At 49.8% G+C, this 26,112-nt stretch carries 25 protein-coding genes and 1 tRNA gene; 8 read left to right on the plus strand and 18 right to left on the minus strand.

Going from position 1 to position 26,112, the window contains the following annotated elements:
* Positions 1-173: 173 nt before the first annotated feature.
* Complete coding sequence (locus JWZ98_RS14125) at positions 174-1,403, minus strand: M48 family metalloprotease (RefSeq protein WP_205450548.1); 1,230 nt, start codon at positions 1,401-1,403, stop codon at positions 174-176.
* A gap of 359 nt (positions 1,404-1,762) precedes the next feature.
* Between JWZ98_RS14125 and JWZ98_RS14130 the strand changes: the two genes are divergently transcribed.
* The 4 genes from JWZ98_RS14130 to JWZ98_RS14145 are packed head-to-tail and all read left to right on the plus strand — an operon-like array spanning position 1,763 to position 3,771.
* Positions 1,763-2,041: a hypothetical protein gene (locus JWZ98_RS14130; RefSeq protein ID WP_205450551.1), complete on the plus strand. Its 279-nt coding sequence runs from the start codon at positions 1,763-1,765 to the stop codon at positions 2,039-2,041.
* Entirely contained in the window at positions 2,038-2,640 is a 603-nt protein-coding gene (locus JWZ98_RS14135; RefSeq protein WP_205450553.1) for a FlhC family transcriptional regulator, read from the plus strand. The genes JWZ98_RS14130 and JWZ98_RS14135 overlap by 4 nt, the downstream gene beginning before the upstream one ends.
* A 50-nt stretch (positions 2,641-2,690) precedes the next feature.
* Positions 2,691-3,284 (plus strand): STAS-like domain-containing protein, encoded by a 594-nt coding sequence (locus tag JWZ98_RS14140; protein WP_205450555.1) that lies wholly within the window; start codon positions 2,691-2,693, stop codon positions 3,282-3,284.
* A gap of 13 nt (positions 3,285-3,297) precedes the next feature.
* Positions 3,298-3,771 (plus strand): FlhC family transcriptional regulator, encoded by a 474-nt coding sequence (locus JWZ98_RS14145; protein ID WP_205450556.1) that lies wholly within the window; start codon positions 3,298-3,300, stop codon positions 3,769-3,771.
* A 109-nt stretch (positions 3,772-3,880) separates the two neighbouring features.
* Here the strand turns inward: JWZ98_RS14145 and JWZ98_RS14150 are convergent, their stop codons facing one another.
* The 3 genes from JWZ98_RS14150 to JWZ98_RS14160 all read right to left on the minus strand — a co-directional run bounded on the left by JWZ98_RS14150 (position 3,881) and on the right by JWZ98_RS14160 (position 6,308).
* Complete coding sequence (locus tag JWZ98_RS14150) at positions 3,881-5,077, minus strand: integrase arm-type DNA-binding domain-containing protein (RefSeq protein WP_205450563.1); 1,197 nt, start codon at positions 5,075-5,077, stop codon at positions 3,881-3,883.
* 298 nt (positions 5,078-5,375) lie between these two features.
* Positions 5,376-5,882 carry a DUF4410 domain-containing protein gene (locus JWZ98_RS14155; RefSeq protein ID WP_205450565.1) on the minus strand — a complete coding sequence of 169 codons (507 nt, stop codon included), beginning with the start codon at positions 5,880-5,882 and terminating at the stop codon, positions 5,376-5,378.
* 132 nt (positions 5,883-6,014) lie between these two features.
* Positions 6,015-6,308 (minus strand): DUF167 family protein, encoded by a 294-nt coding sequence (locus tag JWZ98_RS14160; protein ID WP_205450567.1) that lies wholly within the window; start codon positions 6,306-6,308, stop codon positions 6,015-6,017.
* Positions 6,309-6,370: 62 nt separating this feature from the next.
* Between JWZ98_RS14160 and JWZ98_RS14165 the strand changes: the two genes are divergently transcribed.
* Positions 6,371-6,520 (plus strand): hypothetical protein, encoded by a 150-nt coding sequence (locus tag JWZ98_RS14165; protein WP_205450569.1) that lies wholly within the window; start codon positions 6,371-6,373, stop codon positions 6,518-6,520.
* Between the two features lie 805 nt (positions 6,521-7,325).
* On the opposite strand, the gene JWZ98_RS14170 is transcribed toward JWZ98_RS14165, so the two are convergent.
* The 7 genes from JWZ98_RS14170 to JWZ98_RS14200 form a co-directional block, all read right to left on the minus strand.
* Positions 7,326-8,183: a hypothetical protein gene (locus tag JWZ98_RS14170; protein WP_205450571.1), complete on the minus strand. Its 858-nt coding sequence runs from the start codon at positions 8,181-8,183 to the stop codon at positions 7,326-7,328.
* Between the two features lie 71 nt (positions 8,184-8,254).
* The gene (locus JWZ98_RS14175) at positions 8,255-8,470 is read right to left on the minus strand and encodes a DUF2283 domain-containing protein (protein WP_033155182.1); all 216 of its coding nucleotides are present in this window, start codon (positions 8,468-8,470) and stop codon (positions 8,255-8,257) included.
* Positions 8,467-8,706, minus strand: coding sequence for a hypothetical protein (locus tag JWZ98_RS14180; protein ID WP_205450573.1), 240 nt, complete (start codon positions 8,704-8,706; stop codon positions 8,467-8,469). Before JWZ98_RS14180 ends, JWZ98_RS14175 begins: the two co-directional genes overlap by 4 nt.
* Positions 8,707-8,733: 27 nt before the next feature.
* The gene (locus tag JWZ98_RS14185) at positions 8,734-9,423 is read right to left on the minus strand and encodes an NrdJb (RefSeq protein WP_205450575.1); all 690 of its coding nucleotides are present in this window, start codon (positions 9,421-9,423) and stop codon (positions 8,734-8,736) included.
* 67 nt (positions 9,424-9,490) lie between these two features.
* Positions 9,491-11,641, minus strand: a complete 2,151-nt coding sequence (locus JWZ98_RS14190) for an adenosylcobalamin-dependent ribonucleoside-diphosphate reductase (RefSeq protein WP_205450578.1) — start codon at positions 11,639-11,641, stop codon at positions 9,491-9,493.
* A gap of 658 nt (positions 11,642-12,299) precedes the next feature.
* Positions 12,300-12,375, minus strand: a tRNA-Val gene (locus JWZ98_RS14195).
* A gap of 270 nt (positions 12,376-12,645) precedes the next feature.
* Positions 12,646-13,821, minus strand: coding sequence for an integrase (locus JWZ98_RS14200; RefSeq protein WP_205450356.1), 1,176 nt, complete (start codon positions 13,819-13,821; stop codon positions 12,646-12,648).
* A gap of 348 nt (positions 13,822-14,169) precedes the next feature.
* On the opposite strand from JWZ98_RS14200, the gene JWZ98_RS14205 reads away from it, so the two are divergent.
* Positions 14,170-15,207, plus strand: coding sequence for a GGDEF domain-containing protein (locus JWZ98_RS14205; protein WP_205450584.1), 1,038 nt, complete (start codon positions 14,170-14,172; stop codon positions 15,205-15,207).
* Between the two features lie 13 nt (positions 15,208-15,220).
* On the opposite strand, the gene JWZ98_RS14210 is transcribed toward JWZ98_RS14205, so the two are convergent.
* On the minus strand, positions 15,221-16,450 hold the full coding sequence (locus JWZ98_RS14210) for a dicarboxylate/amino acid:cation symporter (protein ID WP_205450585.1): 1,230 nt from the start codon (positions 16,448-16,450) through the stop codon (positions 15,221-15,223).
* Positions 16,451-16,615: 165 nt separating this feature from the next.
* Between JWZ98_RS14210 and JWZ98_RS14215 the strand changes: the two genes are divergently transcribed.
* Positions 16,616-17,110 carry a YchJ family protein gene (locus JWZ98_RS14215; RefSeq protein ID WP_205450586.1) on the plus strand — a complete coding sequence of 165 codons (495 nt, stop codon included), beginning with the start codon at positions 16,616-16,618 and terminating at the stop codon, positions 17,108-17,110.
* 12 nt (positions 17,111-17,122) lie between these two features.
* Here the strand turns inward: JWZ98_RS14215 and trmL are convergent, their stop codons facing one another.
* The 3 genes from trmL to secA all read right to left on the minus strand — a co-directional run bounded on the left by trmL (position 17,123) and on the right by secA (position 22,987).
* The gene (gene trmL, locus JWZ98_RS14220) at positions 17,123-17,590 is read right to left on the minus strand and encodes a tRNA (uridine(34)/cytosine(34)/5-carboxymethylaminomethyluridine(34)-2'-O)-methyltransferase TrmL (protein WP_205450587.1); all 468 of its coding nucleotides are present in this window, start codon (positions 17,588-17,590) and stop codon (positions 17,123-17,125) included.
* A gap of 4 nt (positions 17,591-17,594) precedes the next feature.
* Positions 17,595-20,099: a glycogen/starch/alpha-glucan phosphorylase gene (locus JWZ98_RS14225; protein WP_171695783.1), complete on the minus strand. Its 2,505-nt coding sequence runs from the start codon at positions 20,097-20,099 to the stop codon at positions 17,595-17,597.
* 137 nt (positions 20,100-20,236) lie between these two features.
* Positions 20,237-22,987, minus strand: coding sequence for a preprotein translocase subunit SecA (secA, locus tag JWZ98_RS14230; protein WP_205450590.1), 2,751 nt, complete (start codon positions 22,985-22,987; stop codon positions 20,237-20,239).
* Positions 22,988-23,284: 297 nt separating this feature from the next.
* Between secA and trkA the strand changes: the two genes are divergently transcribed.
* Entirely contained in the window at positions 23,285-24,640 is a 1,356-nt protein-coding gene (gene trkA / locus JWZ98_RS14235) for a Trk system potassium transporter TrkA (protein ID WP_205450593.1), read from the plus strand.
* Here the strand turns inward: trkA and JWZ98_RS14240 are convergent.
* From JWZ98_RS14240 to JWZ98_RS14250, 3 genes are read right to left on the minus strand one after another with little or no spacing between them, the layout of a single operon-like run.
* Positions 24,637-25,179, minus strand: a complete 543-nt coding sequence (locus JWZ98_RS14240; RefSeq protein WP_205450594.1) for a hypothetical protein — start codon at positions 25,177-25,179, stop codon at positions 24,637-24,639. The genes trkA and JWZ98_RS14240 overlap by 4 nt on opposite strands.
* The gene (locus JWZ98_RS14245) at positions 25,166-25,699 is read right to left on the minus strand and encodes a hypothetical protein (RefSeq protein WP_205450595.1); all 534 of its coding nucleotides are present in this window, start codon (positions 25,697-25,699) and stop codon (positions 25,166-25,168) included. The genes JWZ98_RS14240 and JWZ98_RS14245 overlap by 14 nt, the downstream gene beginning before the upstream one ends.
* Positions 25,700-25,704: 5 nt before the next feature.
* The gene (locus JWZ98_RS14250; protein WP_205450599.1) at positions 25,705-26,079 is read right to left on the minus strand and encodes a VOC family protein; all 375 of its coding nucleotides are present in this window, start codon (positions 26,077-26,079) and stop codon (positions 25,705-25,707) included.
* Positions 26,080-26,112: the final 33 nt, after the last annotated feature.

Genomic DNA, 26,112 nt, shown 5'->3' on the forward strand with positions numbered 1-26,112 from the left:
CTTGTTATTCCGTGTGATGCCAGAGAGAGGCAATGCTTCCTATCCGTGACGTCCGCCGACAGACAATTTTATGTTAGAATGCGACTGGTTTGCACTCAAAAATGCCTAAGCAACAGCCTGCCGCGCTCCATCAGTACCACAGATAATACCTTCTCGAAAAGTCAGAGGACCTATCAATCCGATTCGTCGGACCCGATATCGCTGCGCTTTGGGTAAGCTGCATTTGCTGGCTGCTCCATGTAGTCACCCATCCGGCTTTCTGTATGGGACTTCCGATGGCGGAGATGAAGTTTTCGCCACCCCTTTTTGTAGTGCTTACGCCAATGTTGATCCATGGTTTCCATAACCATGGGTAATGCATCACCAAACCAGGATTCCGCTGCGCACGGCCCCGTCGGTAGTGTCCATGCTTGCGCGGATTGGATAGCTTCGAGCCGTTCGCCTAGAGAGGGATGCGTGTCTGTCACCACAGAAGTCGCCTTCAATCCTTGCTGAATGGTCGCCATCAACTCTTCCTGCGAAAATCGGTACTGACGGCAATAATCATATAAATCTCGGTAGGGTGAGACATTGGGATTTGATAAGTGCCGGGTCATATCAGTCAGCGGTTTCCAGTAGTTTTCCCCAAACCAGGCGTTAAAAACCGCTGTACCCATCAGACTTTGGCCCGCCATGTGGCTTCCAACCAACTCAGCCGCAATCCTATCGGCGGCGTATTCATTGTTGTAGCGTAATGCGGAATCATAGGCCGCCAATTGGATAGTAAGCGTGGTCACTTTTTTCTGAAACGAATGAAAGCGCAATTTTGTCAGCACCCATTCGTAACAAGCCAACGTTATTAACGCATGCGTCAAACGCGTGGCTAGTCGTTGCAGCGGATTGGATAGATGCCCCCACTCGTGTGCCAGTAGTCCGCGTATTTGATCGGACGACATTACTAGTAGGCATTCCAGACCTATCATCAGGATAGGCGAGTGAATTCTCAGAAAATTGAAATGCGGAATAAATCCTGCCTTGCCATTCCCGGTATCGGTTAGAAACACTTTTGGCAATCGACCAATGTTTTGTTGGGCATTGAATGCCGCCAGCTCAGCAAACAAACCGGGGCAGTTATTTTCATTCAATCGAATTCGAACTTTATCTTGTCCTAATCGCTTGAGGGGGTTCGTGCTGAACAAGGCCGCCAAGATCGCAACGGGAATAAAATACGGCAAGAAACTTGAAAAATGCTCAAGCCCATTGAACAACAACAAACCGGTGAATACACCCGAAGTGATGTAAGTCAAACTGAGAATAAACTCCGCCAGAAAAATATAGCCGTAGCTAATTCGAATCAAGCGCGAGGCTTCGCGGACAAATTGCCGAGGATAATGGTTCAGTTGATTCAATGCGGCGTAGGCCAAAGTTTCGATCGTTTGTTCATCTGATTTTGTGTTCATGTAAATACCTATTCGCTTTGGATGTGGAATCCCACTATTCGGGATAGGGATTCGCCTGCTGATACATCATTCGATCAATTTTTCGGATACATGAATCACTTTTCAATCAACGATGCGCTTGCATGTCCACCGCGCCATGCCGGATGACTTCCAACTTGTCCATTCTCGCGTTTCAATCAACAGGGTGGTCCCATCTCCCAAAGACCTTACCTGGCAAGCGCTCTCGCGATTTGTGACCCCAAATGGGTCACTTTGCTCGCGGGACTTTCGAACGGGGCATGACTAGCATAGCCCTCAACCGTCGCTAAGCCGTCGAGGATGCTATGCCAACCTTGGAAGAAGATCTTGCCCGCTTGAATTTTGAATATCTAATACTGGTTCGTGAATGTGCTCGCAGCAATCCCGTCGAAACTGCATGGCGATTTAATCTGAATAAAACCCATGTCGCTGGCGTTGCCGATATGACGTTGGAGCAACTCCGAGAATATGCAGAAACAGGGCGAGCCGTGATTCAGTTAGTGCCATTTCGTATCCCGAATAATCTGTCGCTGGCTGCCTATTTGGGCTTGGTTCCTCCGATTGATCAAGGAGATAGCAAATGACGCGCACGACATTGGAAGCTTCGTTCCTGCTGGGACACAAACTGGTGACTGCCGAAAGGCTGATCCAATGGGGCGCGCGTCCGCCCGTGGTCAGTCGACTATGCCAGCTTACACCCAAGCAAAGTGTACGACTGTTCAAATGGGTATCTGGCTGTTCTCCCAAACAAGGCATGCTGCCCTACGATGATAATTGGATTGTCCGTTCAGCGACTAATAATATTCATGCTTCGCTATTTCTCGGCATTATCCAAGATCTGAAACACCTACTTTCAATAAGTGTCATCAGCGCTGATCAATTTTTGGTTGCATACGCGCTCTATGCGAGCCTCATGGCCAAAAACAAACCAGAACTAAGACAAGCTGCAGCATCCAGTGGTCACAGTCCGATTTTAGATATCAATCGCGCGTGGTATCTGATAGGCCAATTTGCAGCCGGAGAACTGATTTTCAAACACTGCGACACATGCCGCGCTCGCTACCTGGGTCTTCATCAGCGACATATTTCGTTCAGTCAATGCCCCATCTGCGAAGTCTGGACGGATCGATCGGGCCGAAGACGTTGGACCTCGCTCAAATCCAAACATAAACGCAACGCGTGATTTGAACGCTCGTTGGAAAAACAACTCGGTCGATAGTAAGGAGAAGGTCGATGCATATCGATGTCGTCACAGTAACCGATGCAAAAATCCCACAGCCGGAGCATGGCAAAAATTTAGCCCGTTTGGCCCGCGAATGTTTTGCCAATCGACAATCGCTCACGATTGATTTTCAGGGCGTCAAAACCATCACCCTAGGGTTTTTCCACGAATTGTTTTTACCGTTGGTCGCGGAATTTGGAGCGGATTTTTTGAAATCGGAATTAAAGGTCGAAAATATGGCCGCCGCCATTGACAGCGTGATGCGGTCGGCATATCAAAATCTCGAAGGATATTTGGACAAACGGTTGACACTCAATCATTTGGGCTGTGACGCAGAAATTTATTCAATCAATCATGCATGGTTGATTAAGGCCCGTGAAATAGCCAGAGAAAACCCGGTACTGACAGAATTGATTCTGGGCATTACCGATGAATCCATGCGTCAGGCACTGGGATCATTATCCTTAGAAGACATTGACTTCATCGCTCACTCCAATTGGCTGTGTTTTAGTCCCCGCTTCTCGAGCCAGTTTATTCAAAGCATCAACAAGGAAATGCCCCTCTTAGTTGAAGCGATGCTTGGTATAAGCTGTGCAGGCGACTAGGGAGAAGAAATCAATGCTTAAAAAATATCAACAACAAACCTTGGCAATAGAACTGCTCAATCGCCATGCCAAAGTTAAAATCGTGCATCAAGCGACGGGATTACCAATCAAACTTCTGAGGCAGACATACCGTCAATTACATGGCCGTTCGCCTAGCAGAGGATCGATCAAGTTTTCCACCAGAGGCTTGACAAGAAGTCGGCAAAACTACATGGATGCAACACTTTTTGCTGTTTGTTTTCAAACAGCAATTGCCAAGTCAACTGACGAAACTATCAAAATTCTTATTATTGCTTTTGATGCTTATAAAAAATCATACCCATTAGGTCGCATTAATTTCTCTGATGCATGGGTGATAGCCAGAGACATAATAGACAATAAAATCGCTCTTACACATTGTCCGCGCTGTCGCTCTTGGGTTCTTTTAAACTCACGCGAAGATAGCAGCATGGAGTATTGTAGTATTTGTAGGTCATATCTAAATTAAAAAATGAGCAAGCTTATTCTATTACCATCCAGTAAATCAAAAACCACCTGTTGCCATTGATAATAATTAATTTAACTCCACCATTAATTAGGTATAGAAGATTGATTCTTTACAAACTGTAGCAATAGTTTGCCCATTCTTGCATTAGAAATTGCCGCTTTTCAGTTAGATTTCCCCGTCTGTATGCTCTCTCAGTAGCATTTTTTATCGCATGAGCTAACGACATCTCGATAACGTCAGAGTCATGCTCAGTTTTTTCTGCAGCCCAATCCCTAAATGTGCTTCTAAAACCATGAGGCACTACTAGTTGACCAAATTCATCAAGCCAATTTTTTTCGTTTCTACGAATTACTGCACTAAGCGTCATATCACTTAATGGCCTTCCTTGACGTTGGCCAGGAAAAATATAGTCCGATGGGTTTAGATTTAGAGGTCGAATTACCTCCAGCAGATGTAATGCTTGGTGACTTAATGGAACGGTGTGGTTTTTTTTCATTTTCATCCTATCACCAGGTATAACCCATTTCTTTTCAATAAAATTTATCTCGCCCCAAGTAGCCAATCGAACCTCACCCGATCGCGATGCGCATAGAATTGCAAACTCAAGCGCTCTAGCGCCCATTCCTGGCTGATTATGCAAGTCAAACATAAACTCAGGTAAGAATGCATAGGGTAATGCAGGATGGTGAATCACTCTTTCGGATTTCTTAACAACAGGCAAACGGTGGTGAAGACGGCTAGACCATGTTTCCGCATCATCTTTAGCCCAGCCTTTGTCAGCGGCAAAGTTAATTACGCGCACAATTCTTGTTAAAACTCTGCTTGCGGTTTCATTTTTCGATAACCAAATCGGCCTTAAAGCAATTTCTACGTCATTGACCGTTACCATATCAACAGTTTTGTTATTGAAGGTTATACAGTATGTCGCCAAGGTATTTCGCCATTGATCTCGGTGTTTTGCATTCTTCCACCCATCTTCTTTACTCTCGATATATAGAATAGCTACCTCCGCAAACGTCGGATTAGTTTTACGGACTTCGCCAACTAAGGCCGATTTTTGAGTCTTTCTCTCTTCAATTGGATCGACACCTTGCCTCACCAACTTTGATAGCGCTAAGACTTCCGCTCTCACATCAACCACTGGTTTGTCTTCAAGAATTCCCAATCCCATTTCACGACGCTTACCATTGAGCTGAAATCGATAAATCCAACTCTTAGATCCAGATTTTTGAACCCTTAAATACAGACCATTGCCATCAGCATGCATACCAGGTTTTGCATGTTCGATTTCTTTTGCTTTCAGCATATTGCCACCTCACAGCCCACCACTTGGCCCACCACATTGGTTTAGACATCACAAGCTCTTGTTGGACAACAATATACCAGAAAAATTATAAACAATTGTTATTAAACGATTTAAAAACACACAAAAGACAATAAAGGACGCCAACGGACATCGCGACGGCGGACTAGCTCTCCGCCATATTACTAAAAGGCCTTGTTAATCAAGGCCTTTTTTATTTTAAAGACTCAGACAACCAACATTTTCTGCAAATGACTCCCGACTGGGCACAAAACCCAATCGACTAAGCAAGCGGAAATGTTTATTTCCCGTTTATCGTCGCCTGTTCAACAATATGCTTTGACGCTTCTTCCAGCAAAATCAGCGTCGATGTTTCCTCGCCGCCTAAATTTCGGAAAGCCTCGTATTGGGTGCCGGGCGCAAATTCCAATCCGGTAAAACGCTCGGCGCCGTCGTAGTCGACTAACAGCTTGCCGCTTTTTGTGTATTTTGCATTGTAGACCAACGATCCCCTGCCCGCGCCGAAACCTACCGTCAATCGTAATGCGGCATTGCCCGGATCAAATGCCGAAATCGCCACATCCAGCTGCGTAGCATTCTCGTCGGTGACAATATTAAATCCCGCCGTTAATAAAGAAGCCTGAATATAACGCCTGAGTTTATCGACAATCTCCAGGTTCTCGCCGCTTACATCAAGCTTAATGTCCTTGCCGTAACTCGAAACGTTTTCCGAAGATATTGTTTTCAGTTGGTGAGTCGAACACGCGCTTAAGATCAATAGCGATAGAATCAAAGACAGTACTTGCACATTTACCTCAGTTTTTGAAATCCATATCACATAAACCCGATTCAATCGAAGATTCGTTGAATATAGCCCCCTCGATTCCGTCAACGCTTCATTGAGGCTTATTATAAAAGGTGCCGCGATCGTGGCGGCTACCTACATAGCTGATTTGCCAATCACCGCCGGCAATTGCCTGGGCGCCTTGATGCGCAGTTGTTTATTGATGTTATAGCGCCCGATCACTACCTCGATATCGCCCGTTGCCACCCCAAACTCTTTGGCCAGAAAGCGCACCATATGATCGGTGGCCTTGCCGCCCACCGGCGCGGCGCTGACGCTAATCTTCAGTTGCTGACCCTTGGGTTTGCCAATTACATCCTGCTTGGCAGATGGCGTACCGAGCACATTCAGCACCAGCACATCGCCATCCCAGCCGCAAAACGAATCCATCACCAATCCCCTTGCCCGAATCCTTAGCCCCGCCCTTCGCTTTGATTTTTTTAGGTTTTGCCATGCTGTCGATTAATTTCGGAAAAATGCGTATTTTAAAAATGAATCATCAACGCGGTGTTTGCAAGACGACGCGGAGCGTCTGGGAACGCACACCTTATCGCGTTTCCAAAGGACGCGAAGGCAATCCCCATGAAGCCGAAGGCACATAAAAATGTCACGTAGGCACCCACCCAGCTTTCGAACATACCCTCGTGAATCTCGAATGCGCATTCAGCGACCTTGACCGAACCTCCAACACATTTGTCCATGCCCCCACAGCCGGCGAGCACACATTCCGGATATTTTTACATACGCCCGGGAAGTTTTTATACCTCTCCCAAGCCATTGAGAGTGCGTCCACGGGATTATTAGATACACACGGGACATCCGGATATACATTATTTAATACAACCGATGCGCTTCACGTTGTTCTGCACATCCTAAAAGGCGACGAGTTACCGCATGCCACGCCGAACATCGGAGATTTTAGCGGAGATAGCGCATAGGCACGATTAGGCCCGTAGCGCGGGCAAGTCCGTCGTTCCCACGTAGCGCATGGGAACGAGGAATTCTTTAAGGGGTTGGTTTACTCCCGTATGCCGCGCCGAGCACCGAAGGTTTTGCAGACAATGGCCCGCAGGGGAGCGGCAGGGATGCCGCTCGTTTTCGGAGGGGCAGGAAGCCCCTTCCGAAAACCCTCGGCAAAAGCGAGGAGCGCAGGAAACAAGCAGCATTCGGGTCGCCTTTTCTTTGGATACTTTCTTTTGGTCACGCACAAATTCGCCTGAAGCAAATTTGAACAGCCCATAGGCGGGCCCGAAGGGCGAAAACCAGGGATGGTTTTCGTAGCGAAAGTATCGCGGTTGCCGGTCTGTAAACCGGCGTTAAATCAAGTTTTACGTTAGCGAATCATCGTTGGTCCAAATTGGTAATCCCGCCTGAGCACAAAAACCGTGCCCGCCTTTACGAGACTAATTAATTGAATCCACGATGCATTACAAAAAAATGATTATTATGTTTTTCCAGAAGCAAAAGATCCGAAAAATTAAGCATCCATTCAAATTTCAATTTTTTCGGCGTTGCTAAGTTATTACTCGCGTACAAATCACGTACATATTCCATGCTATCCAGCTTTGAATCGATCTGATAAATAATCCTGGAATATTCACCTGCTGTTTCGACTACATGAACTGAGTGGCCTGACATTGCGATTTGCGTAGCAAGAACAACAGTACCGGACGGAGCTCCACGAGTAATGTAGGAGTCGAACATTGCCCAGAGCCGTTTTCGCTCATCGCTCATGGATTTATCAGTAAATTCAAAAACTGAATGATCGAATATGCCCATTAATGTGAACATTTCCCGGGATACATTTGCAAATACCAATTCGTTAGTTCGCTCAATATATCCGTTTCGCTCTGATTTCATACCAAGATGAAAATGATGAAACCCCATAGTGTTCAACAGAAAATCTTTATCCACCCATTGATCGACACCATGCTCCGTTTCTGAAGTTGATGGCGAATATCCACGAGTTTGTGGCAATGTAGAAAGATGTGGATTTAAATTATCGCCATCTCTGACTTTTTCAAGCAGCGCATAAACTTGATGTTTAAGGTCGCACCATCTCCGATCACTCATGACCGCCGGCTCTATTAAAACCTTGCGCGGCTTAATTGCAACGTATCTGATTACCCAATTGAGATAATGAATAAGCAAGTTCCCTAAAAACATTCCATCAAGCAAGTCTTTAGTTTCACGATTGTTGGGAAACGTTGGCAGCGCCGCGATAACTTCTCGTCGTAATTTCTTGACTCGTTTGGATTCTTCCATAAAGGATTACTTCAGTTCTGCATCTTCACATTATGCTTCAAGGCGAAACTGAACCGAACCAGTCAATATCTCTAAGCCGCCTGCAACTCCCTCAACGGCAAATGCAAAACCGCTAAATTTTGAATATCCGCTTTTTGACTTGCATGTTGAACATCGATCCCCACCAATGCACCGTTTTCGTCGAAATCCAATACCACACCATCACTGACTTCATCCGAATCGACCGAAGGCCTGTCGGCTAAATGAATGTAAAGAGAATCTGTCGCTTCGTCGTAGCTCAATTTCATGGTTTAAATCTCCGGTCGGGAAAGGCGTTGTGGATGGTTATGCCATCGGACAAGGTAACAACACGCAAATACTTATTTAATTCGGATACGAAAAACCAGTGACGAATTCTACCGTCTTCTTGAATTTCGCGGCGAAACGGTTCGGACAATGCAGATTGGCACCATTCGAGTCTGATGTAAGGCCTTTTTTGCAACACATCGTTACGAAAATACTCGGTCGTCGCTATCTCAATCATCGTCGGATTATAACGAACCGCACCAAATTAACCACACTTCGACTCCCCACAATTCAAACAAGTCATACACCCATCCATCAACACCATCGCCTTGGTGCTGCACTTGTTACATAAAACAGCCTTCTCAGGAAACGCCTGCCCTTCCGACGCGCCATGCTGGGCTTCAAACTCCCGGCGTTTTTCATCCAGTAATTGCTGGTGGTGATCGCTGAGTTTTTCAGGCTTGATCATGCCGATGTGTTTCATGTGCGATTCGATGGCGTGGCCGATCTCGGCGACCAGGGACGGCATGAAGACCCCGCCTTTTTTGAAATAGCCGCCCTGCGGGTCGAATACGGCCTTCATTTCTTCTACCAAAAAGGTGGCGTCGCCGCCTTTACGAAACACCGCCGAAATCAAGCGGGTCAGCGCCAGCACCCATTGAAAATGCTCCATGTTTTTGGAGTTGATGAAGATTTCGTAAGGTCTGCGTTCCTGATGCACCGTACCTTCGTTCAAGATGATGTCGTTGATGGTGATGTACAGGGCATGCTCGGACTGCGGGGTTTTAATCTTATAAGTGGAGCCGAGCAGCATCTCCGGGCGCGCCAGATTTTCGTGCATTTCCTCCAGGGAAGGTTTTGCCACTTCGGCTTCCGCCTGGGCGGCCGCTTCCAGGTTTTCTTTGGTCAGCACTTTGTAGCCGACGATTTTTTTGTTGATTTTGTGTAGGGTCATGGGGGTATCTCATATTCTGTGTAGGTTGGGTTACGCTAACGCTAACCCAACCTACATAATTTGATTATCAAAACTTGCCGTAATAGCCTTCTTTCAAAGCATCAAACAAGTTGGCAGCGGTGTGGGTTTCTCCATCGTATTCCACTTCTTCGTTGCCTTTAAATTCCACCACATGGCCGTCTTCCAGGGTGAACTGGTAGGTGGTGTTTTCCAGGTCGGATTCCTTGACCAACACGCCCTGAAACACTTCCGGGTTGAAACGGAAAGTGGTGCAGCCTTTCAGGCCTTGGTCATAGGCGTATTCGTAGATGGACTTGAAGTCTTCGTACGGATAATCGGTCGGCACGTTGGCGGTTTTCGAGATGGACGAGTCGATCCAGCGTTGCGCAGCAGCTTGAATATCGACATGCTGTTTGGGGCTGATGTCATCGGCAGCGATGAAATAATCCGGCAATTGCTGAGCCGGATCCTGGCTGTACGGCATGGCTTCCGGGTTGATCAGTTCGCGGTAGGCCAGCAATTCAAAGGAAAACACGTCGATTTTTTCCTTGGATTTTTTGCCTTCGCGAATCACGTTGCGCGAGTAATGATGGGCAAAACTGGGCTCAATACCGTTGCTGGCGTTGTTGGCCAGCGACAGTGAGATGGTGCCGGTCGGCGCGATCGAGCTGTGGTGGGTAAAACGGCAGCCCACTTCGGCCAGTTCATTAACCAGTTCCGGTAACTCTTGCGCGACTTTTTGCATGTAGCGGCTGTATTTGGCATGCAACACTTTACCGGGCACTTGGTCGCCCAGTTTGTAACCGTCCGCCGTCATTTCCGGGCGTTTGTGCAGCATTTCGCCGGTGACGGTGAACAGCTGGTCCATGATAGGTGCCGGGCCCTTTTCTTTCGCCAGTTCCAGACCAGCTTTCCAGCCTTCCAAAGCCAACTCTTTGGTGACTTGTTCGGTAAATGCCAGAGACTCTTCGTTGCCGTATTTCATGCCCAGCATAGTAATGGTGGAACCCAAGCCTAAATAGCCCATGCCGTGGCGGCGTTTGCCAATGATTTCTTCGCGCTGTTTTTCCAAAGGCAGGCCGTTGATCTCGACGACGTTATCCAACATGCGGGTAAAGATACGAATAGTTTTACGATAAGCTTCCCAATCAAAGCGGGCTTCTTTAGAGAAAGGTTTATCGATGAAGCGGGTCAGGTTGATCGAGCCCAGCAAGCAACTGCCGTAAGGCGGCAGCGGTTGTTCGCCGCAAGGGTTGGTGGCGCGGATGTGCTCACAAAACCAGTTGTTGTTCATCTCGTTGACTTTGTCGATCAAGATAAATCCCGGTTCGGCGTAATCGTAGGTGGAAGACATGATGATGTCCCACAAGCGGCGCGCCGGCATGACTTTGGTAATGCGGCAAGCCACCAAGCCGGCCTCGTTGACCACATAGCCTTTTTTATTGGGCAGATCGCGCCAAACGATTTTGTCGGTATCGGTTAAATCCAGTTTATCGGCATTGGCTTCGCGTTCGGTAACCGGAAAGGACAACGGCCACTGGCCGTTGCTTTTAACGGCTTCGACGAATTCGCTGGTAATCAGCAGCGACAAATTGAACTGGCGCAAGCGGCCGTCTTCACGCTTGGCGCGGATGAAATCCACCACATCCGGGTGGGCGACGTCGAAGGTGGCCATTTGCGCGCCACGGCGGCCGCCGGCCGACGATACGGTGAAACACATCTTGTCGTAAATATCCATGAACGATAACGGGCCGGAGGTGTAGGCGCCGGCGCCGGATACATAAGCGTCTCGCGGCCGTAATGTCGAAAATTCGTAACCGATGCCGCAACCGGCTTTCAGGGTCAGACCGGCTTCGTGAACCTTGTGCAGAATATCGTCCATCGAATCTTCGATAATGCCGGACACGGTGCAGTTGATGGTGGAGGTGGCCGGTTTATGATCCAAGGCACCGGCATTGGAGGTGATGCGACCGGCCGGGATCACGCCTTTCCGCAGCGCCCACAGAAACTCTTTATAGTGTTTTTCTTGCAGCGCCTTGGTTTTCTCCACGCTAGACAGGGCTTTGGCGACACGCTTGTAGGTGTCATCAATGGTTTCATCAATCGCTTTGCCATCCTTGGTTTTTAAGCGGTATTTGCTGTCCCAAATATCCAGGGAAGCACTTTGCAGCGGGATTTCGGTGGCGTCTTGTGTCACAACATGAAGTTTTGCGGTCATTCGTGGATTCCCTTTTCTAGTTGAATGGTTATAGGCCTATCTTGCCGCTCCGGCACGGCTAAGATGTTGATGTTTATTGGATTAAAACCGAAAACAATACAGTCCGGCGATATACTGCATATAGTGTCTATGTTGAAATTCTAGCACAACATATTGTGTTGTCAGCGGGAAATTTTTACTAAATAGCCGCACTTGCGTGCTTTGTTTTTTAACTCAAGGAGTTAGCGGCGGCATTTAATTTCAATTTCCTAATTAGATGGCCTAGCCATAAGATTTCGAATTGAGCGGATGGTTTACTCAGGCGCGGGAGGAGTCGAGGTTGCCGTATCAACCGATTATTCCCGGAATGCGGACGCGCCTAACAACAGCGGACCGCCACTGCATTTGGTGTTTATCGTGGGGATTGAAAATGGCGTCAATAAGACAGACAGTTCTGGTTTTGCGCTCGGCCTGGGCCAGTCAAAGGGCTGGAAGTAATGGAGAGTTCGCTAAACCGCAAAGCTAACAATGGCAAGGCAAAACTCAGCTTGCCATTTTGCCGAAAATAGGAATCCGTTGCGACGAATTGGCGTAGCGCTTGCCTTAGGGGTATTGATTGGGACGCTTGAGATTACCGAATAAGAATCGTGGGAGATTCTATGTTTAACCTCCGATAGTCTGGTGGGTGCTGAGGGGTTCGAACCCCCGACCCTCGCCTTGTAAGGGCGATGCTCTCCCAGCTGAGCTAAGCACCCGACTAAAGGACGCGCATTCTATCCAAAACTGGAGCTGCTGCAAAATGTTTTGTTAACTTTGCGATGCAAATACTCGTGCCACACGTGCGGTTGCCAAGAGTTTGCATTCTCCGGACAGCCATTAGAAAAACAGCCGGTACACGCAAACCATTTCTAGAAAAAAATTACACTGATAAACTCACCCCCTCAAAACCGGCCCCTACACACAAACCGCAAACACTGTGTGCGTCAGCTTATCGTATTGCCTCATAGAAAAAGGTAACCGAAGTATCAGAGTCGTTGCCTCACATTAGAGGTAACCTGGACTTGTGAAAAAATGAGTTTCAATTGTTGCTCAATGGCGGCCTTAAGAGCAAATGGATTGAGTTTGGCATGATGTTCCTGGAGAGTCTGTTTGGTGGTTTCCGGAATGTCAGGATGATTGATCACCCGTTGGTAAGGGGTTTGCGGGGCATGGTATTTTTTCACGACTTTGGCGCCGTCTCGGTGTTTTTTCCGCAGTTTCAGACTGGGACAGAAATGATTCTGCAAAGGGCACCAAAGCGTGCTGTAGACCGCGTTCATCAACGGCACCAGCGCGGCATTATCCAGCCGGTCGTAGCCGAATAATTGCCTGGCGTGAGTCCAGTTTTTCTGCTCGACGTGGGCATTGTCGTTTTTCTTGTAAGGCCTGGAGCGGGTAAACGCCGGCTTTTGCGGGTGGTCGGTGAAATAGCGAACCAGGTGATGATTGAGAAATTCAGAACCATTGTCGCAATCGAAGCCTTTCAAAGGGAATGGCAACAGGTTCTCGATGGCCTGAATCTGTTCCAGGATACCTTGCGAGCCTTTATTCCAGGTGGCCCGGCATTCGGTCCAGCCGGTGACAATGTCCGTCATCGTCAGGCTCCAGACGAAATCGCCGGCCAGCGAATTGCCACAGTGAGCGACAGTATCGGCTTCGACAAAACCGGGCTGGGTCTCGTCCCAGTGATGAGTGCGGATGGGAATCTGGGTTTTCAACAGAGACCCGGGTTTGGTGCCGGACAAGCCTTTGGGGTGCTGGACGCGCAAGGGTTTGAGCAAGCGATCCAAGGTCGCCGCCGACACCTTGAGCAAGTCGGCGCGCACGCCATCCGCCAAGGGGCCGTATTGATCTTCGTAATGAGGCAGCCAGATCGGTATCGCGGCTTTCAGGCGCTTGCCGCACAGTTGATCGCTAGCAAACCAGATGCGCTTCAATGGCTCCAGCAACACCTCGGCTTGATATTTCCGCTTGGGGCCGGGCCGTTTGCTAGGCGAAGCGGTTGGCTTGGCTTTTCGATTCAGCAAACGAATCGCGTACTTACGGGCGTAGCCGCAGACTTCGCAAAACTCGTTCAGGATCGTTTGTTTCGTGGCCCTATCACTTTGTCGATAACGTTTTTGGATAGCCTGTAAATAGGCTCGTCGTTCGTGTTTTCCCATGGTGGTAACCCGCTTGATTTCGGTTACACACAATGTGAAGCAACGACCCGTTTTTAATGACCCCTTGGGTTACTTTTAATTTGAGGCAATTCGTTATTTTCCGGATGTATTGAAAAATCCCGGTTTTAAGTTACTTTTATGTAGGCTTATGACTACGTAAAATGAAAGTCTGGAGGCTCAAAGTGTTTCAAGCCCAATTTAGCAAGGCACATCCCAGTTACCTTAAGGCACGTTCTACTAAGCGCTAAACCCGGCGCATTGATACGGAACAATCGAAAGCAGTGACAGGGTTAACAATCCCGGCGCGAGCAGTACTTAAACCGTTATACGTTTATCGACAACAATCTGATGAGTAAAGGCACCACTTACATACCGATTTACGATTTCTCGCCGAGCGTTAACGCCGGCCATCTAAAACAAATCCTGCCATTATTGATGCGTCATAACGTTGCTGCCAATCCCATCAACTACGCTATTTGGTACGACTATGTGGCCGGCGGCAACCCGAGCTTAAACAAAGCAGTCGACTCGTTGCTCGCCGAAAACAAAGCCTTCGATTACGACAACAGCGTCGAGCTTTACAAATCACACATTTGTAATGCCTCTTTGGAATCTTTCGAGCAAATCAACCGGCAACTGCACAAAGTCATCGAGCAAGCCACCAGCGCGATCAACGAAACCTACAACAAGGCCGAAGAGACCAACGACAGCTTTCAGAAAAAATCAGTCATCTTGGAGAACTTCTCCGCTTCAGACGGCTTGAAAACCATCTTGGAAGAAATCATTCAGGAAACCAAAGCGCTGGCGATGACCAGTCAGGCCATGCAAACCAAGCTGACCGAAGCCAACCAAGAAATGGAGCAATTGCGCACCGAGCTGGCTCAAGCCAGACAAATCGCCACCACCGACGGTTTAACCGGCTTGTTGAATCGGCGCGCATTCGACATGACCCTAGCCGAAATCATCGAACAATCCGCACCCGATACCGCGTGCCTGTCGATGCTGGACATAGACCATTTCAAACGCATTAATGACACTTACGGCCACACTATCGGCGATAATGTCATTAAATATGTAGCAAATTTAATGAAGAAACACGCCGAGGAACATCATCATGTGGCGCGTTACGGCGGCGAGGAACTGGCGATTATCATGCCCAACACCAGCCACGAAAAGGCGGTAGAAATCTCCGAAAATATTCGCACCGCGATGGCAGCCAGCCGCTTGCAACGCAAAAACGACAACCAGTCGCTAGGCAAAATCACCTTGTCGATAGGCGTTGCCAGATTGCAATCCGGCGATAATCCGGAAAGCTTTATTGTCCGCGCAGATAACGCCTTGTATAAAGCAAAGCAAAGCGGCCGCAATCGGGTAATCCATTCATAAACCGCAGAAAAAACTAGCGATCCGTCAAGCGCTGTACCACTAAGCAACCCACCATATCGCCCTCTACGTTGACCATGGTCCGCACCGTATCCAGTATGCGGTCTATGGGTAACAGTATCGCAATGGCTTCGGTCGGGAGACCAACCGATTGCAACACCATCATCATGGTCACCATGCCGGCACTGGGGATGCCCGGCGCGCCCATGGCGGCGATCATCGTGGTAAAACACACGATCAATTGTTGCGCCAAATCCAGCTCTATGCGCGCCAAATTCGCGACAAATAATGCGGCGGCAGCTTCGTAGAGCGCGGTGCCGTCCATATTGACCGTGGCACCCAGCGGCACCACGAAACCGGCAATACCGGGTTTGACGTGCAAATGCTGTTCAACGCAACGCAAGGTGACGGGCAATGTGGCAGAGCTGGAACTGGTGGCAAATGCGGTGATTAAGGCTTCCCTGGCGCCCAGAAAAAACTTCAGCGGCGAAACCTTGGCAACTATACCTAACAACAAAGGCAACACGACCAAGCCATGCAGCAAAGCGGTACCAATGACCACCGCGACAAACTCCGCCAAACTACTTAACAAGGCCAGATTTTGCGTCGCCAGCAACTGCGCCAGCAAAGCCATGATGCCCAAGGGCGCCAGCCGCATAATCCAGCCGACCAAGCGCAGCATCAACTCCAAGCCTTCCTTCAACAGCAGCAAGATATTGCGATAACGATCCCCTCCCACTACCAAAGCAATCCCCAACAACAGTGCAAACATCACGATGGGCAGGATATTGGCCTGCGCTAGTGCGGCAAACGGGTTAACGAATAAGCCATGCAGGAAGCTGGCTACGAATTGCGCAAAGCTCATTTGCTTGGCGGCGAAGTTGGGAAGAGCGTTATTGAACAAGTCCAGATTCAAACCTTTTCCGGGCTCGAATATATTTGCCGCCGCCACGCCCAGCAGGATAGCCAGAGCCATAGAGACCACAAAAAAAACCAAAGTAGACAGCCAGACTCGATGCAATTGGCCATGCATGCGCAAATTTGCCACCCCAACCGCAATAGAAGTAAACACCAAAGGCACCAAGACCATTTTCAACAAATCCATGAATAAAGTACTCAATAGACCGCAAACGTAGATACCTTGTTTGCTAAGCGCGGCGTCCGGCCCCAACTTGGCGAATCCCATGCCCAACGCTACGCCGATTACGGCACCCAGAAAAATTTGTGTGTTTAATGCGACTTTCAATCCGGCCTCCTGAAAATACGCTGATCGTAAAACCCCAAAGCTTAGAAATTTATCATAACAAGCCCGGCCCCCATCATCTAACAGCTCTGTCAGTGCGCGGATACGTTCCGCCGAGAGCGGCTAAGATTGGCTTTTGGCTTGTCTATTTCGGTAAAATCTGCGGCTATGACGACAATCACCGACCCACTAGAAACTTGTTTATGCGGCTCCGGCCTGGATTATGCCGATTGCTGCGGCCGCTATCACAGCGGCGAACACTACCCGCCAACTGCGGAAGCCTTGATGCGCTCGCGTTTTAGTGCCTATGCCCGGCGCGATGTGGGCTATTTATTGAATACTTGGGATACCAGCAAACGGCCGGCAGCCATCGACTTTTCCAAGGAAACCGCGCAATGGCAAAAACTGACGATAGTCAGCACCAAAAAAGGCAGCGGCCAAGACAGCAAGGGCATTGTCGAGTTTAAGGCTTTTTACCGACAAGACGGCGAAGACTATTTCATGCACGAAATCAGTCGCTTCGTTAAATCCAATTCCCGTTGGCTTTATCTGGACGGCGTCATCAAAGCCGCGGGCAAAGTCGCGGCAAGCACGGATACCGGCAAAAACGCGCCTTGTCCGTGCGGCAGCGGCAAGAAATTTAAACGTTGCTGCGGGCGATGATCTATCACTAAGTCAACGAGCCGCATCCACAAAATTCAATTGCTTCCAGGCTTCATAAAGCACTATCGCCACGGTATTGGAGAGATTAAGACTGCGGCTTTCCTTACGCATCGGCAAATACAGTTGCAGCGCGGTCGGATGTTGACTGAGAAATCCGGCCGGTAAGCCACGGGTTTCCGGACCGAATAACAAGGCATCTCCCGCTTTGTATCGCACCTCGCTGTAACCGGTGTGGCCTTTGGTGGTTAAAGCAAATAAACGTTGGGGCTTGGCTTTTTCGACGTAATCGTGCAGGGAACCGTACTGGCGGATGTTCACCCATTCATGATAATCCAGCCCGGCGCGACGCAGACGTTTGTCGTCCAGATCAAAGCCCAAGGGCTGGATTAAATGCAGATGCGCACCGGTATTAGCGCATAAACGGATGATATTGCCGGTATTGGCCGGTATTTCCGGCTCGAACAAGACAATATCCAGCATTGTTTCAGTATTTTTCCACGTCCACCGGCGACAGCTTCCAAATCTCGCGGTTGTATTCGCTAATCGTTCTATCGGTGGAAAACTTACCGCTGGCCGCGGTGTTGAGAATACTCATTTTGGTCCAGCGCTCTTGATCACGCCAAGTTTGCTCGACGCGCTTCTGTGCTTCCAGATAACTGCGAAAATCGGCGATAGTCATCCAAGGATCGTGCGGACTTTTAATCGAGGCAATGATGTCGTCGAAAATCCCCGGCTCAAACTGATTGAAATGCCCGCATTCCAGCAAGCGCATCACGCCTTGTAAATCGCTGTCCTGATTGATGAACCATTGCGGATCGTAATGCGGCCGCATCGCCTCCACTTCGGTTTCGGTCAAGCCGAACAGGAAGAAATTGTCGGCACCGACCTCTTCACGAATTTCGATGTTGGCACCGTCCAAGGTACCGATGGTCAGCGCGCCGTTCATCATGAACTTCATGTTACCGGTACCGGACGCTTCCTTGCCGGCAGTCGAAATTTGTTCGGACAAATCCGCGCCCGGACAGATTTTTTCCATCGCCGATACGCAGTAATTGGGCATAAACACCAATCTCAGCTTGTTGCCTACTTCCGGGTCTTCATTAATGACACTGCCGACATTGTTAATCAGCTTGATGATCTTTTTCGCCATGACATAGCCAGGGGCCGCCTTGCCGCCGATCAAGACGCAACGATCCACCCAGTTTTGCGTATCGCCGCGTTTAATCCGATCATAAAGATGAATCACATGCAGCACATTCAAAATTTGCCGCTTGTATTCGTGGATACGTTTAACCTGCACATCAAACAAAGCATCGACATTGATTTCAATGTCATGTTCTTCTTTTTTGTAGTCAACCAAACGTTGTTTACTGGCCCGATTCAAGTCGTACCATTTTTGCCTGAACGCCGCGTCCTCGGCATAAGGCGCTAATTTGGACAGCTGAGACAGGTCGGTAATCCAGCCGTCACCAATAGTTGCGGTGATAAACTCAGCCAATTCCGGATTACAGCCGGCCAGCCAGCGTCTAGGGGTCACACCGTTAGTTTTGTTATTAAATTTTTGCGGCCAGAGCTCATAAAAATCTTTAAACAAGCCTTCCTGCAACAGCTTGGAATGCAGCTCGGCGACACCGTTGACAGAAAAACTGCCGACGATAGCCAAAAATGCCATCCGCACCTGTTTTTGATAACCCTCTTCGATGATGGACATCCGCGCCATGCGTGGATTGTCGCCAGGCCAACGCGCCGACACTTCAGCCATGAAGTGTGCGTTGATTTCAAAAATAATTTCCATCAAGCGCGGCAGCAAATGCTGCATCAGATTGACCGACCATTTTTCCAAGGCCTCGGGCAGCAAGGTATGATTGGTGTAGGCCATCGTTTGCCGCGTGATGTTCCAGGCTTCTTTCCAAGGTAAACCGTGAATATCCATCAACAAGCGCATCAGCTCGGCCACCGCGATGCTGGGATGGGTGTCGTTGAGCTGAAAGCAGTTTTTCTCGGCAAATTTACTGAAATTATTACCGTGGCGCCCCACCCAGTTGGCGATGACGTCCTGCAAACTCGCGGAGGCCAGCAGATATTGCTGTTGCAGGCGCAAGGCTTTGCCGTTTTCGTTGGCATCGTTGGGATACAACACCATCGTAATGTTTTCGGCGGTGTTTTTCTCCGCCACGGCTTCGGCGTAATCACCGGCATTGAATTCCTGCAAATTGAATTCTTCCGTGGCGATGGCTTTCCACAAGCGCAGAGTATTGACCGTACCGTTTTTATAGCCAGGCACCGGCGTGTCGTAAGGCATGGCGATCACATCATGAGTATCCAGCCAGCTAGTGCGCTTGTTGCCTTTTTCGTCGATGTGGGTTTGGGTGTGGCCGCCGAATTTGATGCGGTGCATGTATTCGGGACGTTCTATTTCCCAGACATTGCCCATCCTCAGCCAGTGATCGGGTTTCTCGACCTGCTCGCCGTTGACGATTTGTTGCGAAAACATGCCGTATTCATAACGCAAACCATAGCCCGTGACCGGTAGTTGCAAGGTGGCACAACTATCGATGAAACACGCCGCCAAGCGTCCCAAGCCGCCATTACCTAGACCTGCGTCCGGCTCGCTCTCGATGAGTTCCTCGGCTTCCAAACCCAAGTCATACAAGGCTTGCGTGACAATATCGTCAACCCCGAGATTCAACATGGCGTTGCTCAAAGAACGCCCCATCAAAAACTCCATCGACAGATAGAAGGCCTTTTTACAATCGGAGTCGCGATAGACGTTGTAGGTTTTCTTCCAGCGTTCGACCAAACGGTCGCTGATCGCCAAAGACAAGGCTTCGTAGGCGTAATGCGGAGAACGGCAATTTTCATCGCGCCCGAGCCGATGACTGTAGTAGTGTTTGAAGTCGGCGATGAAATGCTTTTTTTCCATGCCCAACTTGGGGAGCTTGGTAATATCGGCGGCGGGATTACTCTTATTAAAGACTCTATGCGGCATAGTACTTACCCTTGAGGACAGTGAAAATTAAAAGCCGTGGGCCGCTGGTTTTGCAAGGCTGAAAGCGATGCCAAAGGCCCTCTAAATCGAATTGTCGGGCAGCCGCGACGCCCGGTTTGGGGCGCCGCGGTTAAACATTAGTTCAATTTGCCGTGGCATTGCTTGTACTTTTTACCGGAACCGCAGGGGCATGGGTCGTTACGGCCCACTTTGTTGCCGAGTCTGACAAAAGGCTGCTCCGCGCTCTCCGAGTCTGAGTCTGGCTGAGCTGCCTGTGCCGCCGCTGGCTCTTCTTCAAAAATGGAGTGGGCTTCCGCGTGTTCGTAGTGCATTTCCAGCGGTGCTTGGCGTTGTTCGTCGATCGCCTGCACGTCTTCTTCACGCGCCACTTGCACCTTGGCGAGTATACCCACCACTTCCTGCTTGATATGCGTCAACAGGCCGGTAAACATTTGGAACGACTCCCGCTTGTATTCCTGTTTGGGATCTTTTTGCGCATAGCCTCTGAAATGAATACCTTGGCGCAATTGGTCCATCGCCGCCAGATGTTCTTTCCAGCTATTATCCAGCACTTGCAACATCACGGATTTCTCGAAATGCCTTAGCACTTGCACACCTACGGCCTCTTCACGGGCGCGGCTTTCTTGCTCGGCTTTTTCGATAATCAGCCGGCGCAATTTCGCTTCATTCAGGGTACGGTCGTGCTCCAGCATTTCCACTAGCGGCATCTGCAGATTAAATTCTTGCTGCAAATGGGTTTCCAATCCACGCACATCCCATTGCTCTTCCATGGTTTTCGGCGGGATGTATTCGGTGATGACGTCGTTCAACACGTCAGCACGAATCGCGTTGATGATGTCGTTGATGTCTTCGGCAGCCATCAACTCATTGCGCTGCGCGTAAATAACCTTGCGCTGATCGTTGGCGACGTCGTCGTAAGCCAAAATTTCTTTGCGAATATCAAAGTTACGATTCTCGACTTTGCGTTGCGCGCTTTCGATGGAACGAGTCACCCAAGGATGCTCAATCGCTTCGCCTTCTTCCATACCCAGTTTTTGCATCAAGCTGGCGACGCGCTCGGACGCGAAAATCCGCATCAAATCGTCTTCCAGCGACAGATAAAAACGGGTCGAACCCGGATCGCCCTGCCGACCGGAACGGCCGCGCAACTGGTTGTCGATCCGCCGCGACTCGTGGCGTTCCGAACCGATCACATGCAGACCGCCGCTTGCCAAGACTTTTTCATGTCTTTCCTGCCAAGCAGCACGCACCCGCTCTTTATCGGCTTCGCTGGCATCCGGTCCCAAGGCAGCCAGTTCGGCATTCAGATTGCCACCCAACACGATGTCGGTACCGCGACCGGCCATATTCGTAGCAATCGTGACAGCTCCCGGCATACCGGCATTTTCGATAATGTGGGCTTCGCGCTCGTGCTGCTTGGCATTCAAGACTTCATGGCGGATGTTTTGCTGTTGCAGCATCCGGGAAATCAATTCGGAGTTTTCGATCGACGTCGTACCGACCAACACCGGCTGGCCGCGCTGCACGCAATCCTTAATATCTTCGATGACGGCGTTGTATTTTTCCCGCGCCGACAGATAAACCAAATCGCCCTTATCTTTACGGATCATAGGTCTGTGGGTAGGAATAACCACCACTTCCAGGCCGTAGATTTTGTTCAACTCAAACGCTTCGGTATCCGCAGTACCGGTCATACCGGATAATTTGTTGTAAAGACGGAAATAATTCTGGAAGGTAATCGAAGCCAGCGTTTGGTTTTCGTTTTGAATAGTCACGTTTTCCTTGGCTTCCATCGCTTGATGCAAACCTTCGGACCAGCGCCGACCGCTCATCATCCGGCCGGTGAATTCGTCGACGATGATGACCTGACCGTCCTTCACTACATAATCCACGTCTTTTTGGAACAGTACGTGAGCTCGCAGCGATGCGTTCAAATAGTGCATCAAGCGGATGTTGGCGGCTTCGTATAATGTGGAGCCGTCAGCTATCAAGCCGTGCTCCGCCAATAAGCGTTCAACATGCTCGTAACCGGCTTCGGTCAGATGAATCTGCCGCGATTTTTCGTCGACCGCATAGTCGCCAGGCATTTGATCCTGCTTTTCCGGATCGTCGGCTTTTTCCTGTTTGGTCAGGTAAGGAATGATTTGATTGGTCTTCAGGTAAATATCGGTACTGCCTTCCGCCTGGCCGGAGATGATCAAAGGCGTTCTGGCTTCGTCGATCAGAATCGAATCCACCTCGTCGACGATGGCAAAATTCAGATCACGCTGGACTTTTTGTTCCAGGCTGAAAGCCATGTTGTCACGCAGATAATCGAAACCAAATTCGTTGTTGGTGCCGTAAGTAATATCCGCCGCATAGGCAACCTGGCGTTGCTCATGGGTCAAATCGCTGACGATGACGCCGGTGGTCAAGCCCAGGAAACCGTATAGTTTGCCCATCCATTCCGCGTCGCGGCGGGCCAAGTAATCATTGACGGTCACCACATGCACGCCTTTACCCGGCAAGGCATTCAAATAGGCGGCCAAGGTCGCCATCAGGGTTTTACCCTCACCGGTTTTCATCTCGGCTATCTTGCCACTGTGCAAGACCATGCCGCCGATCAACTGCACGTCGAAATGACGCATGCCAAATACACGGGTCGAGGCTTCCCGCACGGCGGCAAAAGCTTCTGGGAGTAAATTGTCTAAGTTTTCGCCTTGGGCCAGGCGGTCGCGAAATTCCTGCGTCTTGGCTTGTAACGCCGCATCGGATAATTTTTCGTATTCGGCGGCCAGAGCATTGACTTTCTTGACTAGCTTGCGTTTCTTCTTGACCAGCCTGTCGTTGCGGCTGCCAACTACCAATTTAACCAGCTTACCCAGCATGATATTTCCAGAGTGAGAGTGAACCAAAGTTTGCGATTATAAACGGTATGGGGCGGCTGTGACCAGAAAACAAGCCCGGCAAGCTGAGACTATTCACCAGCCTGTTTTTGTAAATCGGCTATTTAAAACAGGATTTTTGCTTGGCAGCCGCAGCCCAACTGCATCATCCGGCGATTTCCATCGCCGCAAAGTTAGCACTCGCTGGATCATGGACAAGCCTATCGATCAGCGTATAATTCGCCGGCTTCGGCCCTTGTGGCGGCAAGCATTCGACATCATTACTGGCTTTAACAATTTATGAAAATAGTGATTCTCGGTGCCGGTGTGACCGGCTCTTCGGTTGCCGGCGCATTGGCCAGTGAAGAAAACGATATTGTCGTTATCGATAAAAATGCCCACTTGCTCACCGCATTAAAAGGCCGCCTGGATATAGCCACCGTCGAAGGTAACGCTGCCCATCCCAGCGTGCTGGAACAAGCCGGGATTCAGGACGCCGACATGGTGATTGCCGTTACCGACCGCGACGAGACCAATATGCTGGCCTGTCAGGTGATCAACACCCTGTATAGCAAACCCAAAACCATCGCCCGAGTGCGCGCCATCGATTTTCTCAACCATCCGGAATTATTTGCGCCGGGCGGTATTGATATTGTCATCAGCCCTGAGCAGGTTGTCACCGAATCCATCCACAACCTGATCAAATACCCCGGTGCGCTGCATGTGTCCGAGTTTGCCGACGGCTTGGTCAGGCTGTTTTCGATTCGCGTGGTACCGACCGGCTTTCTGACCGGCAAACGCATCCACGCCGTCAAAGAAAAACTGGCCGACAGCATGATCCGGGTCGCGGCGATTTTCCGCGACGGCAAAGCCATCGCGGTAAACGGCGAGGCGGTGATTGCCACCGGCGATGAAGTATTTTTTGTCTGCCCGCGCGATAAGGTCCGTAAAACCCTGGTGGATCTGCATAAACTGGAATCGCCGATCAAAACCATTATGCTGGCCGGCGGCGGCCACGTCGGCAAGCGGCTGGCCATTGCCTTGGAAAAAAACTACCACGTCAAAGTCATTGAGCAGGACATCGAGCGCGCGCGAGAAATCGCCAACGATTTGCGTAACACCCTGATTTTGCATGGGGACTGTACCGACGAATCGCTACTGCAAGAAGAAATGATCGAAGACATTGATTTGTTCTGCGCGATTACCAATAACGACGGAATCAACCTGATTGCCGCCGGTCTGGCGAAAAAACTCGGCGCCAAAAAGGCGATCTGCCTGATTAACAATAATTCCTACCTAAAATTATTGGACGGCACCGAAATCGATCTGGCGATTCAACCAAAACTGGAAACCTTGGGCGGCATCCTCAAACACGTGCGTAAAGGCGACGTGGTCGGCGTCAGCTCGGTGTGCGGCGGCAGTGCGGAAGCGATCGAAGCCATTGCTCACCGCAGCAAGAACTCCAGCTCAGTGGTTGGCTTGCGTGTAGATCAGGTCAATTTACCGGACGGCGTCATATTAGGCGCGCTAATTCGCGAAAAAGAAGTGATTCCGGTGCATCACGACACCGTATTCGCGGAAGGCGATCACGTGGTGATGTTTGCGTTGAACAAGAAAATGGTTAGAGACATCGAAGGCTATTTCCAGCCGATCTAGTCCGCCAAATCCGCATCGATAAAAGCCAGTGCCCGCTGCGGCAAACCTTCGATGCCCTCGCCTTGCAAAACGGCCTGACTGTCTTCGTGCACCGCTGTCATGAACTGCAACAACTGCATTTCAATTTTCATTTTTTCCTGCGGCTCTTGGGCATCCCACATCCGATTCAATAACTGCTTGGCGTGATGGTGGATGGTAAACGCCACCGCTTCCGGTAGATGTGCGTAACTACTGCGCAAAGACTCCTTCAGCTTATCCAGCGATTGCAGATATTGCTGATAGTCTTTTAAATCCTGCTGACATTGGGTTTTCACCATCGCCAACTCGTTGCTGTTGCGGGCTTTGCTGACGGCCAGCTCGTGAGCCAATTGCTGCGACTGTTTTTTCAGTTGCGCCACCAAGGCCTGTTCCGCCAGCGCCTTGGTTTGCCGCAGTTCGGCGACATCTTCGTGCCTGGATAAATGCCATTGCAGATTGTCGTCGCGACTGCGCCGCAAAAACGCCAGCGCTTCGCCCAGCCAACTGCTAATCGACGACATGCAGTTGGTGGCGTAAAGCCAGCATGGCCGCAGCATCGGCTTGTTTACGATAGGTACGCAAGGCTTTGCGCAGATTTTTATATCGAGTGGCTGGCAATTGCGCCCGCACCGCTTGCAATTCATCGCTAATTACCGCGAATAAGGCCCTGGCCTGTTTGCGGTTATCGGCTACCAGCAGGCGTTGCCGCTTGAATCTGCTCAGATAGCTCAACTGCCGGCATTCCGCAGCCTGGCGCCGCTCAATATTTTGCCGACGAATCTGTAAAGACAACAGCCGCCGTACCGCCGCCGATTCGCGACTGAAATACCCGCGCAGCTCACGGTAAATCGCTTTAAATAAGGTCAGCACGCTCAGCAAAGCCAGCAGACCCAAAGCCAACAACATCACTTTACTCGCTAACAGATAAAACAGCCCCATCAACAAGACCAAGCCAAACTGCAAACACACAAACCCCAGCACAAACAGCAGCATCGCCAGGCTGCATATCAGTAGTCCGCCGAAAAAAAGCCGTCCGAACATGACTCTCAAGGCCGCTCGATAAACTCCAGCGCATTGCCGTCTCTATCCCGGCAAAACAGCGCCTTGCGGCCGGAGATACTCAGCGTGTAAGCCGTACCGGCCCGCTCCAGATCTTCGCGTAGAGCATCAACGGAATCAATATGCATCGCCACATGCCGATCACGGCCGCCATGCGGCGGCCTGCCGGTGGTGGGATCGGGATTTTCCAATTCCAACAAATGAATTTGCTGCGCACCAATTTGCAGCCAGGCGCCTGGGAACGGTAGATTCGGCCGTTCGGTCTGCTCCATTCCCAACACATCGCGGTAAAAAAGCAGCGATTGCTCGGTATCGGAAACGATCAAACTGGCGTGATGTATCGTGAAATTATGTTTCGACATGACTAGCAATAGGTGATGAAGGCCCAGAGATTA

Source organism: Methylomonas sp. EFPC1 (assembly GCF_016925515.1).
In the GTDB taxonomy this organism is placed as follows: domain Bacteria; phylum Pseudomonadota; class Gammaproteobacteria; order Methylococcales; family Methylomonadaceae; genus Methylomonas; species Methylomonas defluvii.